Annotated in this window: 12 protein-coding genes, 1 tRNA gene and 1 other RNA gene; 7 read left to right on the top strand and 7 right to left on the bottom strand. The window is 67.7% G+C overall.

The genetic code is table 11. From position 1 onward, the window contains the following. The first annotated feature begins 36 nt into the window (after positions 1-36). On the top strand, positions 37-513 hold the full coding sequence (gene smpB / locus RCH12_RS05930) for an SsrA-binding protein SmpB (RefSeq protein ID WP_088458063.1): 477 nt from the start codon (positions 37-39) through the stop codon (positions 511-513). Between the two features lie 51 nt (positions 514-564). Here the strand turns inward: smpB and RCH12_RS05935 are convergent, their stop codons facing one another. Both RCH12_RS05935 and RCH12_RS05940 read right to left on the bottom strand, forming a co-directional pair. Further along, positions 565-2,079 (bottom strand): HNH endonuclease signature motif containing protein, encoded by a 1,515-nt coding sequence (locus RCH12_RS05935; RefSeq protein ID WP_327016312.1) that lies wholly within the window; start codon positions 2,077-2,079, stop codon positions 565-567. Continuing rightward, positions 2,048-2,269, bottom strand: a complete 222-nt coding sequence (locus tag RCH12_RS05940; protein ID WP_327016313.1) for a hypothetical protein — start codon at positions 2,267-2,269, stop codon at positions 2,048-2,050. The genes RCH12_RS05935 and RCH12_RS05940 overlap by 32 nt, the downstream gene beginning before the upstream one ends. Before the next feature lie 276 nt (positions 2,270-2,545). Here RCH12_RS05940 and ssrA point away from each other — a divergent pair. Further along, positions 2,546-2,931, top strand: a transfer-messenger RNA (tmRNA) gene (gene ssrA, locus RCH12_RS05945). Positions 2,932-3,025: 94 nt separating this feature from the next. On the opposite strand, the gene RCH12_RS05950 is transcribed toward ssrA, so the two are convergent. Further along, the gene (locus tag RCH12_RS05950; protein ID WP_327016314.1) at positions 3,026-3,910 is read right to left on the bottom strand and encodes a class II glutamine amidotransferase; all 885 of its coding nucleotides are present in this window, start codon (positions 3,908-3,910) and stop codon (positions 3,026-3,028) included. A 137-nt stretch (positions 3,911-4,047) separates the two neighbouring features. On the opposite strand from RCH12_RS05950, the gene RCH12_RS05955 reads away from it, so the two are divergent. Continuing rightward, the gene (locus RCH12_RS05955) at positions 4,048-5,196 is read left to right on the top strand and encodes a carboxylate-amine ligase (RefSeq protein ID WP_327016315.1); all 1,149 of its coding nucleotides are present in this window, start codon (positions 4,048-4,050) and stop codon (positions 5,194-5,196) included. A gap of 15 nt (positions 5,197-5,211) precedes the next feature. Here RCH12_RS05955 and RCH12_RS05960 read toward each other — a convergent pair whose 3' ends face one another. Together RCH12_RS05960 and RCH12_RS05965 are read right to left on the bottom strand one after the other, a co-directional pair. Continuing rightward, the gene (locus RCH12_RS05960; protein ID WP_327016316.1) at positions 5,212-5,958 is read right to left on the bottom strand and encodes a PIG-L family deacetylase; all 747 of its coding nucleotides are present in this window, start codon (positions 5,956-5,958) and stop codon (positions 5,212-5,214) included. Further along, positions 5,955-7,184 (bottom strand): glycosyltransferase, encoded by a 1,230-nt coding sequence (locus tag RCH12_RS05965; RefSeq protein ID WP_103429736.1) that lies wholly within the window; start codon positions 7,182-7,184, stop codon positions 5,955-5,957. Before RCH12_RS05965 ends, RCH12_RS05960 begins: the two co-directional genes overlap by 4 nt. 103 nt (positions 7,185-7,287) lie before the next feature. Between RCH12_RS05965 and RCH12_RS05970 the strand changes: the two genes are divergently transcribed. Beyond that, positions 7,288-8,541: a GAF domain-containing protein gene (locus tag RCH12_RS05970; RefSeq protein ID WP_327016317.1), complete on the top strand. Its 1,254-nt coding sequence runs from the start codon at positions 7,288-7,290 to the stop codon at positions 8,539-8,541. 38 nt (positions 8,542-8,579) lie between these two features. Here the strand turns inward: RCH12_RS05970 and RCH12_RS05975 are convergent, their stop codons facing one another. Beyond that, positions 8,580-9,395 carry an inositol monophosphatase family protein gene (locus RCH12_RS05975; protein ID WP_243398987.1) on the bottom strand — a complete coding sequence of 272 codons (816 nt, stop codon included), beginning with the start codon at positions 9,393-9,395 and terminating at the stop codon, positions 8,580-8,582. A gap of 127 nt (positions 9,396-9,522) precedes the next feature. Between RCH12_RS05975 and RCH12_RS05980 the strand changes: the two genes are divergently transcribed. After that, positions 9,523-9,598 (top strand) — tRNA-Lys (locus tag RCH12_RS05980). Positions 9,599-9,680: 82 nt separating this feature from the next. Here the strand turns inward: RCH12_RS05980 and RCH12_RS05985 are convergent. Next, positions 9,681-10,799, bottom strand: a complete 1,119-nt coding sequence (locus tag RCH12_RS05985; protein ID WP_327016318.1) for a Gfo/Idh/MocA family protein — start codon at positions 10,797-10,799, stop codon at positions 9,681-9,683. Between the two features lie 314 nt (positions 10,800-11,113). On the opposite strand from RCH12_RS05985, the gene msrA reads away from it, so the two are divergent. After that, a complete protein-coding gene (gene msrA, locus RCH12_RS05990) occupies positions 11,114-11,632 on the top strand; it encodes a peptide-methionine (S)-S-oxide reductase MsrA (protein ID WP_103429733.1) in 519 nt (172 codons plus the stop codon). Beyond that, positions 11,613-12,323 (top strand): M23 family metallopeptidase, encoded by a 711-nt coding sequence (locus tag RCH12_RS05995; RefSeq protein ID WP_327016319.1) that lies wholly within the window; start codon positions 11,613-11,615, stop codon positions 12,321-12,323. The genes msrA and RCH12_RS05995 overlap by 20 nt, the downstream gene beginning before the upstream one ends. Positions 12,324-12,441: the final 118 nt, after the last annotated feature.

Raw genomic sequence — 12,441 nt, forward strand, 5'->3', positions numbered from 1 at the left:
CCTGGCCGCTTCACTGAACCGATCGAGGAGAATGCCGTGCCCAGGGAAAAAGGCGAGAAGGTCGTCGCGACCAATCGCAAGGCGCGCCACGACTACCTCATCGAGGATACGTACGAGGCCGGAATGGTGCTCAGCGGCACCGAGGTGAAGTCCCTCCGAGCCGGCCGGGCATCCCTCGTCGACGGCTACGCGTTCATCGAGTCCGGGGAGGCCTGGCTGGATGCCGTGCACATTCCGGAGTACACCGCCGGCACCTGGACGAACCACCCGCCCCGTCGCAAGCGCAAGCTGCTGCTGCACAAGGCGGAGATCGTCAAGATCAGCCACAAGACCAAAGAGGGTGGCTACACCCTGATTCCGTTGAAGATCTACTTCAGCGACGGCAAGGCCAAGGTCGAGATCGCGGTGGCCAAGGGTAAGAAGGAATACGACAAGCGGCAGACCCTGCGCGAACGCCAGGACAAGCGCGAGTCCGACCGAGCCATCTCCGCCCGCCGTAATCTCGGCGACTAGCCAGCCCCGCTCCGCTCCGCCCTGAACCGGGTCGCGGACTCGATCCGGCCACTACTCGTCGTGTCTGGTCTTAGGGCCGTGCGCCCGGTGTTTCTCGGGTGTGCGCCATGTCCCGGACGGGTCGATCCAGTGCGGGGCCATCACTCGCGGGCGCCCGCCGACCATCCGGATTCTCCACCCGCCGCTGTCGATGGTGTGGTGGTGGTACCAGCACAGCAATACCCCGTTGGAAGCATGGGTTTTCCCACCGACCTGCCACGGCACCACATGGTGCACTTCGGTCCACTGGGGTGGGCAGTCGCAGCCCGGGATGATGCAGCCTGCGTCTCGGGCGGTGATCATTTTGCGTTGCATCGGGGAGAAACAGCGGGCCTTGGAGCCCAGGCCGAGGACGGCACCGGCACTGCCGAAGAAGACGGGCTGGAAGCCGCCGTTGTCGATCATCTGCGTAATGGTTTTCATCGAGACCGGCCCGTCGACGCCGTCGATCCAGCCGACGCCGGCGTCCTTGAGGAGGTCGGCCGCGTTCACATGCACCATGACCGTCGGTGGTATGCCGCCCATGGTCGGGGTGCGGGGGTCTTGGGCGACCTGCACCAGGATGCCGCGGAGAATATCGGCGCGCTTCTCCCCGCCGGTGCGTTCGTCGATCAGCTCGCCTGGCACGAGTTCGCCGGCATCTATGCGTTGCTGTTCCTGGGCGGACGGGAACCGCGGCGCGGAGCGGGCGGATTGGAAGGTGTTGAACAGGTTCTGGATGACACCCGTGAGGTCCGGGGTCACGCCGCCACGCAGCGGGTAGAGGCCCCGGGTGAGCTCGCCGAAGGATATGGTGGATTTCGCTTCAACCGTGGTCGCGTTCGGCGCGGCCCCGTCGGGGTTCAGTAGCGCCTGCATCCGTGCCGCCAGGGACCGCAGATCATCGGCCGGATAGGTGAACCCCTCCGAATCGCCACGCCGCAGGATCGGACCGGTGCATCGGATCTCGCTGTCGCTGTCGCCGGGGCCGCGGGTGCGATCGAAGACCGACCCCGTCGCCCGCTCGACGAGGCCGAGCTCGGCGGATTCGACGTCGGCCTGGTCGGCATCGAAGCGGCCGTGCACCTTATAGTCGGTCAGCCCCTTCACGATCGTCTCCGCCGCATCGATCCCCAATTCCCCGGCGCGCATCGCGGCCGCCACCGCGGGGAACTCCGGCTCCAGCACCTGGCCGGCCAGCATCCTCTGGGCCACCTTCTCACCCAGCGCCAGACGCCGTTTCATCTCCTGCCGAGACGCCAAGGTGAGGCGGGTGAGCAGGTCGCTTTGATGCGACGCCCCCAACCGCCACGCCATCGAATCCCGGCCCAACCCGGGGCGGGACCGGTATCCGACAACGGTCGCCGCGCCGACCCGGGCCGCGTCCACGGGCCGACCGGCATTCTCGACCGTCTGGGTGAACGCCACCACCTCCGCGTCACTGAGCGCGTCGAGGTCGGTCGACTCCAGAACGGCCTGCACCATCCCCGCGGCATCCGCGAGAACCCGGAGCTTCTCACCGAAGGCGCCGGTGAACGCGCGCTGCACCCCCCGGGATCTCCGACGGATCCCGCCACTCCGGCTTGCCCTCACCGCCGAACCGAGTGTCGGCGGCGCCGCTCACGCTGCCGGCATCCGGTGCCGGGCCGGCCAGGCCGGTGTTCCAGTCGTGGAGATTGGACCCGGCGGGAGAAGTTCCCGTCGGTGCGGTGGAGCCTGGATCCAGCTCGTCGACCATACGCCCATTATCTCATGAATCGAAGACGTATACGAGAATATCTCAGAAATTGCTAGGCCGAATATCGGAAGCATTTTCGCAAGACGGCGCGGTGTCGATGACAGCATGCGGCATCCGTCGCTACCAGGGTGGCCCGAAAGTGTTGTATCCTGAAAGGCCGTGGTGGTGAGCTGCAATGTTCGCCACTGCGGTTCTGGAAACAGGATTGGTAACTCAACAGCGTGTGACAACAACCGCGTTCTGCGCAACTCATTCGAGTCGGCAGCACGTGAACATGGGGATGATCGGTTTCGACATTGCCTGCGTAACTGTGAGAAGCGGGTCGAGGATGCAGGGTTATCTCGTAAACGATCTCTGCAAAACAATAAGTGCCAATTCAAACCGCACTGTCTCGCGTTCCGCTTTCGCCCTCGCGGCCTAAGTAGAACCACATTGAGACCGTCAGACCGGGAATGCTCTCTACTCGGATCCTGACGTCATTTAGAGAGATTGCTCCTATCCTGAGCCTCGGGGTATAGGGGGACTTAAACGAGGGCTGGGCTCGTCGGATCAGCTGCCAGTGGCAAGTTCCGGAGCCGAGTAGAACGCCTTCACTGGATACACCCGTAGAAGAAACATGACCACAGCAATGGACCGGGGTTCAATTCCCCGCATCTCCACCATTGGGTTGTTGCCACACGCTGTTGACCACCAACACACAAAACGCCACCCCTCGAGGTGGCGTTTTGTGTATCCAGGACGGCCGGGCCGGCGCGGTCAGTCGACCAGGAAGGGCTGATGCCGGTACCCGTCCATTTCCAGGATGAGTGCGGACGATTCCGGCACCTCCACGAAGGCGCCGGGCAGATCATTGAGCGGTTCCGAGACCACGACCTTCGCATGATCGCCAAACCTGGACAAACGCTCCTGGTCGGGGTACATCTGGCGGAGCGTGCGGATGTCCGCCGAATGAAACAGCGTGCGTGTGCGTCCCTGGGTCGAGTAGCGGAAGGCCCACAGGGTGGTGCCGTCGGAGACCGCGACGGTGCCCTGCCAGGGAAAAGGCACGTCGTGATCGTGGCCGACAGACTCGACGGTGCGAATGGCGCGCCCGATGGCATCGATCGGGTCGTCACGGAGCCCGTAGGTCAACGCGAGGTGAAAAAGCACCTCTGAGTCCGTGGTGCCGAGCACGTTCGGGTACAGCGAGGGGTCGATCGCCAACGTCAGGTCGCGCCTGAGCTCGCGCCACCCAGCGATGGCGCCGTTGTGCATGAACATCCAGTTCTCATAGCGATACGGATGGCAGTTCGTCTGCTGGATCGGCGGTGCGGTTGCCGCGCGAACATGGGTGAAGAAGAGCGGGCTGGTGAGAGCCCTGGTGAGTTCGCTCAGGTTCGCGTCGTTCCAGGCGGGTTCAATGCTGTGGAAAAGCGCCGGTGTGGTGCCCTTCGGGGCTCCCGTGGGGTACCAGCCGAAGCCGAAGCCATCCCCGTTCACGGTCTCGGCCCCGAGCGGGGAGTTCAGCGATTGCGCGACTATCGAGTGCTTAGCGTCGAGCACGATCGTCGAGGGTTGCAGCGGTTCCCCGAGGTACGCCAGCCATCTGCACATCCGTCCATCTCCCATCCGGCACCGCCGCGGTGGCGCGCACGCGACCATTGTGCACCCGTCCTCCCAGGGCGGTCCGGTTCCCGCATCCCGGTGATGCAAGACCCTTGACCGCCATCCGGCTACAGGTCACACTCGTCGCAGACGGTTCACACTGCCGTGATCCGACGGCGACGGAAGAGGTCAACGTGTCTACGTTTGGCATCGAAGAGGAGTTCCAATTCCTCGATCCTGACACCCTGTTCCCCGTGGATGTGGGCGCCCGGGCGTTCGAGCGCCTGTCGACGATGCCCGAGTGGCAGGGCGTCACGCACCGGGAGTTCCTGGCCTCCCAGATCGAGCACGCTTCGGCGGTATTCGAAAAGATGGACGACGCTCACACGGCCATGACGGGCTTTCGACGCGCGGTCGCCGAGCAGGCGGCCGAACTCGGTGTGATCGTGGCGAGTGTCGGCACCCCGCCCGACACGACGGCGTTCCCCACGATCACCGACACCGAGCGCTACCAACGCATCGTGCGCACCATGGACGCCGTGATCGCCGACCATCAGGTGAGTGGTCTGCACGTGCACGTCGGCATCCCGAGCCGGGAGGCCGGGGTGATCGTCCTGAATGCGGTGCGGCCCTGGTTGCCGCTCTTCACGGCGATCGCCGCGAACTCGCCTCTGTGGCGGGGGCAGGACACCGGGCATGACAGCTGGCGCACGGTGTTGCTGCGCCGGTGGACGACCTCGGGCTGCCCGCCGGCCTTCCTCGACGCCGCGGACTACGACCGACGCATTGCACGGCTGCTGGGCATCGGCGGCACCGTCGACCTGGGTGTGATCATGTGGGATGTGCGGCTCTCGGAGCACCTGCCCACGATCGAGTTCCGGGTGGCAGATGCACAGCTCGACGCGCAGACCACGCTGTTCATCACCGCGCTGTGCCGGGCGTTCGTGGCGCACTCACTCGGGGTGCCGGCCGCGCAGGCCGCCGCCGCGAGCGCATCCGCCCAGATGCCGTCCGAACTCCTCTCCGCTGCCCTGCTGCACTCGGCCCATCACGGGATGGACCGGCAGGTTTTCGATCCGTTGCGCGGCGGGCTGGCCCCGGCTCATGGCTGCCTCCGCCGATTCGTGCGGATGCTCGAGCCCGAGCTCGTCGAACTGGGCGACGTCGAACTGGTGCGAGAGGCGGTGGCCCGGCTCAGGGTCGACGGCACCGGTGCGGCACAGCAGCGTGCCGCCTTCAGCCGGGGCGGCCGGCCCGAGCTGCGCCGGCTGCTCACCAGGACGATGACCCCGGCTCGGCGCGCCGAGAGGGTGACGGTGGCCGCTGGAGCGATCCTCGGCTGAGGACGCCCGCCACGGTCACACGGCGGGGTGTGGATGCAGGCGCAGCCCGGCCGAGGTGCCGATCGCCTCGCGCTGACCGCCGGAGTGCACGATCTCGGTGCCGTGCACGGTGAGCTGGCTTGCGTGCGCGCGCAGCGCATCCGTCACCACCGCGAGGTGCTGGGGCAGATCGAACCATTCTTCGTCACCCTCGGGCGCCTCGAGCACCTCGGCGAAGGCGGTGCCGGTGGCCGTGGTCGCGGCGCGGGCGGCATCGTGGGCGCGCACGTGGTCGGGATGGCCGTACCCGCCGCCGTCGTCGTAGCTGATCACCAGGGACGGTCGCAGCCGCACAATCAGGGCCGCGATGTCGGCGGTGACCTCGGCCAGCGGTGCCACCGAGAGGGCGTCGGCGGTGGCGTCGTCCGCCGGCCCGGCCAGGCCGGGGCGAACCCAGACCATGCCGGAGTCGCGGTAGCGGCGGGGCTCGAGGCCGTCGACCCTGGCGGGCGGCTCACCGAGCCAGAACCGCTCGGTGATGCCCAGGATGCCGGTGGCCCGTTCGAGCTCCAGTTCCCGTTCGCGCGCCAGCCCCTCGGTGCCGGCCAGGGCCGCGAGCGGACCGTCGACGACCCCGCCGCGTTCGCCCCGCGAGCAGGTGAGCAGGATTACCCGGCTGCCCCTGGCGACGAACTCGGCGATGAGCGCGCCGGTGGAGATGGTCTCATCGTCGGGGTGGGCATGCACGAACAGCACCGACCCCTGGCCATCGAGCAGGCTCACGCGCAGACCGATACAGGCAGCAGGGCGCAGTAAACGTCGAGCAGGGACGCGGCGGAGCGCGACCAGTCGAAGGTCTCGGCGCGCGCGCGGGCCGCCAGCGACAGGCGCCGTGCCAGGGCGGGGTCCGAGAGCACGCCGGTGAGCGCATCCGCCCAGACCTGCGGGTCGCGCGACTCGATGAGCAGACCGGTGTCGCCGTCGAGCACAGCTTCGCGCAGTCCGCCCGTGCCCTGGGCGACGACGGGAACACCGCTGGCCGCGGCCTCCAGGGCCACCAGGCCGAAGGTCTCGGAGTGTGAGGGAACCAGCACCACCCGGGCGCCGCGGAGCAGGGCCGCCAGGTCGACGCGGGACCGTGGACCGACGAAGCGCACCCCGTTCTCGATGCCGTGCCGGGCCGCGAGCCGGTTGAGCTCATCGATGTAGCCGTCGTAGTCGGCCGAGGCGTCACCCGCGATCACGAGTTCCGGCCGCAGGGGAGCCGGCACGGCAGCGATGGCCTCGATGGCCAGGTCGAGGCCTTTGAGCGGCTGCAGGCGCCCGGCGACCACCGCATAGCCGCGGTCAGTGGCCGTGGCCTGGTCCGCTCCGGCTGCTGCGGGTGCGACGGGATGGAAGAGAGACCCGTCCACGCCCGGCGGGACTATCGCGATGCGGTCCATCGACCCGCCGAGCCGACGCACGACGGTGTCGGCCTCGGCGGCGCTCACGGCCACGATCAGGTCCGATTCCCGGGCCAGCCACGCTTCGCCGGCCATCCGCCCACCGGATTCGGGCCGCTCGCCCGCCGACAGCGGTGTGGCCTCGTCGGCCGCGATGGAGTGGAAGCTCTGCACGTGCGGCACACCCAGCTCGCGGGCCAGGGGCAGCATCGCCATGCCGGAGAACCAGTGGTGGGAGTGGATGACGTCCCACGGGCCCAGCGCGGCGGCCTGCGCGCGGAATTCGTCGATGAACCCCTCGTGGTCGCCCTTGGGCACCGAGCGCAGCGGTCCGGCATCGAGGTATCGCAGGGTGACGCCGGCGCCCAGGCTCCGGGCGGCGGGCATCTCGGGGGAGGACCGTCGGGTCAGGATCTCCACCCGGTGGCCCAGCGCGGCCATGGCCTCGGCCTGGTGCCGCACCACGACATTCATGCCGCCGGCGTCCCCCGAACCGGGCTCGGCACCGGGGGAGGTGTGCAGGGAAACCAGGGCGATACGCAGGGGATCTGTAACAGGGGACACTACAGAATCTTATGACACGGGCGGATGCGTATGATGAGACCCAGTTGTATGCAATGTACGCCTACGACCGTCCAGTACCAACAACGTCGAGTTGGAGGGTCCCGTGCGCGAAGCCCTGCGGTGCGCGATGGTGCCCGTGATGCTCGCGTGGCTGGCCACTCTCGAGCGCAAGTTCCGCGGCATCCCGGTGCCGGACGACGCTCCCCAGGCGCACTCGCCGGGAATCGACAGCGACCGCATCCTCATCGTCGGCGGCGGACCGGCCGTCGGCTGGGGTGTACTCAGCCACACCCTCGCACTGCCGGGCGCGCTGGCCAGGGCGCTCACGGCCCGCACCGGTCGCGGCGTGGACGTCGACGTGATCGCCCGGTCGAACATGACGCCGCGCAACGCGCCAGAGCACATCGACTTCGCCAACCTGTGGCGATACGACGCCGTGGTGCTCACTCTCGGCCTGTTCGACGCGGGCCGGCTCACGTCCACACGGGCCTGGCGCCGAGACCTCGCCGGTCTGGTTGAGCAGATCCAGCACTCGAGCTCCCTCGGCACCGAGGTCTTCGTCGCCGGGATCGCCCCGGTGGCGTTGATTCCGGCCTTCAGCGGCCCCTTCGGCGCACTGGCCGGCCGGCAGGCGATGGAGCTGAACGCTGTGAGCGAAGACGTCTGTGCCGCCGTGGACCGGCTGACCTTCGTGAGGCTGCCCGGCACGCCGGTCGCCAGGTCCGGCCGGTTCCGGTCCGCGAGCGACTACGACCTCTGGGCGGAGGTGCTGGCCCAGCCGATGGCCGGCCCGCTGGAGCCCCTGCGACACACCGATGGGGTGCCGGCACCCGAGGTACAGGGCCGCACGCCCGAGGAGATCGAGCAGGCCAGGCACCGGGCGCTGATGGCGCTGAACCTGCTCGACACCGCACCGGAGGAGCGGTTCGACCGGATTGTGGCGCTCGCCCGCTCGTCGCTGGGCACCAGCGCGGCCGCGTTCACGGTGATCGACGGTGACAGGCAATGGCACAAGGCGACGGTGGGCCTCGCGGTGTTCGACATTCCCCGGAGCGAGTCGTTCTGCACCGTCACGGTGCTCGAGTCGGCCGCCCTGGTTGTTCCCGATGCGCGGCTTGACCCGAGATTCCGGAACAATCCCCTGGTCGTCTCCGGTCCCCGGTTGCGCTTTTACGCCGGTTTCCCGATCGAATCACCATCGGGCGAACGCATCGGCGCGCTCTGCGTATACGACCAGAACCCCCGCTCGCAGGAGGACGTTGACCTGGTGTTGTTGCGCGAGTTGGCGCTGTTGCTGCAATACGAGCTCTGGCAGACGGCCGGCGCCGTCGATCGAGCCGACACCCCGGGGCCGTAGGGCCGGGCTCTTGGCGCCGTTTACCCGGTGTGGTCGGCTCAGCGAACCGGCGGGGCGATGGCGTCCAGCGCCGGCTGGTGCAGCAAGCCGTTGGTGGCCAGGGCGCTGCCGTGCCACGGGCCGGCCGCTCCATCGGCCGAGGTGAACACGCCACCGGCCTCCTGCACGATGGGCACGAGGGCCGCCATATCGTACGGCTGCAGGTCGAATTCGCCCGCGATGTCAAGGTGTCCCTCGGCGAGCAGCATGTATGACCACATGTCGCCGTAGGCCCTGGTGCGCCAGACCTGCCGGGTCAGCGACACGAGCCCGTCAAGCCGTCCGGCCGCATCCCACTGCTGGATGCTGCCGTAGCTGAGCGACGCGTCCGCGAGGGTCTCGACGCCGGAGACGTGCAGACGGGTGGGCGCGGCCTCGGGACGGCGGGCATCGGTCGACCAGGCGCCGCCGCCGGTCGCGGCCCACCACCGCTTGCCCAGGGCGGGGGAGCTGACCACACCGAGCACCGGCACCCCGTCGATCGCGAGGGCGATCAGGGTGCCCCAGATGCTGATGCCCCGCAAAAAGCCGGCCGTGCCGTCGATCGGGTCGATGATCCACTGCCGGGTCGTCGACCCCGCCGTGCCGAATTCCTCACCGAGGATTCCGTCGCCGGGGCGCCTCTCGGCCAGGAGCGCGCGGATGGCGCGCTCGACCGCCTGGTCGGCATCCGTTACCGGGGTGCGGTCCGGCTTGGTGGTGACAACAAGGTCGAGGGCTTCGAATCGGGCCATCGAGATCGCGTCGGCCGCATCGGCCAGCTCGAGGGCCAGCGTGAGATCATCGGCGAGGGTGGGCGGCAGGGTCTCGGTCACCCTCCCCAGAATAGTGACTGGGGCGCGACACGCCGATGTCAGCTCTCGATTGGCGCGAGCGCAGAAACTGATGGTAATGTCTCATGTCGGCGGGGATGCCCCGCCTGAACAATATGCACAAAAATACGCACCTCTAGCTCAATTGGCAGAGCAGCTGACTCTTAATCAGCGGGTTCCCGGTTCAAGTCCGGGGGGGTGCACCACTAACCCCTCTCATCAGGTAGTTCATAGATGAGAGGGGTTTTTTGTGTCCGTCGTGTGCCTACGCCGTCGGGAGTGCCTGTGTCATCGGGCGCCTTCTGTGGTGATCTCGGATACCAATACCTTGCGCTTTTCCGCGAGCGACCGGGTCAGGGCATCCGCTGTCGCGATGGACGCGGTCGCCGCTGTGCCATCGGTGAGTGCGGCGAACTCTTCAATGGGATCGGCGCCGCTCAGCAAGGAATGAAAGTACCCGAGTTCTTCCTCGATGATTCCCCTGAGCCAGAGCGGAGGGCTGGATTGCGGGTTGCCGTAGGTGATGGCACCGTCGGTCGTGCCGTCGCGATAGACGCGGGCGCGGTCGGCGTCCTCTGCCGCGGAGCGGTGCAGCAGTAAGCGCTCGTCCTCGCCGTCGACACGTACCGTGACGTGGGCCTCCTGCAGGTCGATCCGGATCGCGCCCAGGGTGCCCTCGATCAGCACATGATGCTCGGGCCAGCGGAACGCCGAACCGTATTCGAGGACGGCGAAGGTCTGGTTTCCGAATTCGAGGGCCACGAGGAGCAGATCGTCCTCGTCGCCGAAGCCGGGGGCGTGGTGGGCGACGTTTCCCCCAACCATGGTCACCTCGACCGCCGGGCCCATGATCGACTGGATGAGGTCCAGCTCGTGGATGTGATGGTAGAGATGTCCGCCGGAGAGTTTCCGTTGGTTCTTCCAGGAGATCTCGGACTGCGGCTGCGCCCACCCGGTGCGCGCGGCGCGCGCGAATAGGACGTCACCGATCACCCCGTCGGTAATGAGCGCTTTGACCGAGCGAACGCCGGTCATGAAGTTCATCACGTGACCCGCCATGAACAGCACGTTGGATGCCTGGGTCGCGTCGATCATGCGCGAGCATTCCTCGTATGAGAGCGCGATGGGCTTCTCACAGAAGACGTGTTTTCCGTTTCGTGCGGCTTCAAGAACTGGCTCCGCGTGCGCCCAATTCGGTGACGCGATGATGACGGCGTCGACATCGCTGCTCGCGCAGAGCTCTGCGATCGACGAGGCTTCGCGGGCATTGAGCTCCACGCAGACCGGCCCGGCGTTCGCGGGATCGAAAACCGTTGTGACCGTTGACCCGGGCAATGCCTCGAGGGCCAGTCCAAGGGCCCGGCCGAAGTAGCCGCTCCCCACTAAGCCGTACCGAATGTCTGTCATTTTTTGCCTCTCCTGCAGAGCGTCGGGTGATGCACTGAACCGTCAATCGTATGACGTCAGACGAATGATGTCTTGGGAAGACTATCTCTCATGTCTGACGCCGGTCAATCGGTTCCGGAGGGACTGTGGGCCTCACGCAGTCGCCACGGTCGCCCGCCTGTGAGCGCGCCGTGTGTACCTTGGAGGGGGGAACAGTACCGAGCGCGGTGGTGTTGACCCATAAGCTCGGGCGCGTCGCGATTCTCGCGGTCGACGATCCGGACAGAAGGCTCGGAGACTCTCCGCAGCTAGTTTCACGAACAGGAGGCCACACGATGAGCACAACCACTGAGAAGGCGACACTGGCCGGCGGCTGTTTCTGGGGCGTCGAGGAACTCGTGCGGAAGCGCGAGGGCGTTCTCTCCACCCGGGTGGGCTACACCGGCGGCGACACCCCCAACGCCACCTACCGCAACCACGGCGACCACGCCGAGGCGATCGAGATCACCTTCGACCCCGAGCGCACCAGCTTCCGGGAGCTGCTGGAGTTCTTCTTCCAGATCCACGACCCGTCGACGAAGGACCGCCAGGGCAACGACCGTGGCCGCAGCTACCGTTCGGCGATCTTCTTCGCGGATGCCGAGCAGGAGCGCGTCGCCCGCGACACCATCGCGGATGTCGACGCATCCGGTATCTGGCCCGGCCCCGTCGTGACCGAGGTGGAGCCGGTCGGCGACTTCTGGTTGGCCGAGCCCGAGCACCAGGACTACCTGCAGAACTACCCCAACGGCTACACCTGCCACTTCGTGCGGCCGGGCTGGGTCCTGCCGCGCCGTGAGCAGGCCGCCAGCTAACCAGCCACCGGCGCGCGGCTCGGTCGTTCTCGCCCTGCCGTTCGCGGGCCGGTGGCTGGCGGGCAACAGCCCGGCCCGACGGGTGCCGAGCCATGGCACCGACCTGCTCGGCGAGCGCTACGCGATCGACTTCACCGGGGTGGATGATCGCGGGCGCACGGCCGCCCACCGCGACTGGGGCACCTACGTGGGCACCGAACCGCCGGAGCGGTTCTTCGCCTTCGGTCGGGCGATCCTGGCACCGGCCGCCGGCGTCGTCGTCGAGGCGTTCGACGGCGAGGTCGACCACCCCGCCCGGCGATCCCAGCTGGCGCTCGTGCCATACGCCCTGGGCCAGGCGGCGCGGCTCCGGGCCGGCGTGGGAGCCATCGCGGGCAATCACATCGTCATCGAACTGGTCGGGGGTGCCGGGTTTCTGGCTCTCGTGCATCTGCGGGCCGGTTCCGTTCGCGTTCGTCCGGGAGACACCGTAGCCCCGGGGCACCCTCTGGCCGAATGCGGGAATTCCGGCAACTCGACCCAACCGCACCTGCATCTGCAGGTGATGGACAGCCCGGACCTGTCTGTCGCGCGAGGTCTGCCGCTGGCCTTTCGGCGCTACCGGGAGTGGCCGGCCGGCGCGAAGCATCCAGTGCTGCGGGACGTCGGTATCCCCGGCGAGGGCGCCACCGTCGAGCCCCTGCCGTCATAGTGGGGAGGCCCACCGGCTGACCACTTTTCGCCTCGACGGGCATTGACAGCCGCGGACGCCCGGGCAATCGTGGACCCTTCACAGGGTCTCTCCGCCCGCCGGTGGGTTTCGCCGCTCG

Source organism: Cryobacterium sp. MP_3.1 (assembly GCF_035984795.1).
GTDB classification, from domain to species: domain Bacteria; phylum Actinomycetota; class Actinomycetes; order Actinomycetales; family Microbacteriaceae; genus Cryobacterium; species Cryobacterium zongtaii.

Coding starts and splice junctions, on each gene's coding strand:
- RCH12_RS05940 (WP_327016313.1), bottom strand. CDS start 2,269: ATGGTCGACGAGCTGGATCCAGGCTCCACCGCACCGACGGGAACTTCT.
- RCH12_RS05950 (WP_327016314.1), bottom strand. CDS start 3,910: ATGGTCGCGTGCGCGCCACCGCGGCGGTGCCGGATGGGAGATGGACGG.
- RCH12_RS05985 (WP_327016318.1), bottom strand. CDS start 10,799: ATGACAGACATTCGGTACGGCTTAGTGGGGAGCGGCTACTTCGGCCGG.
- msrA (WP_103429733.1), top strand. CDS start 11,114: ATGAGCACAACCACTGAGAAGGCGACACTGGCCGGCGGCTGTTTCTGG.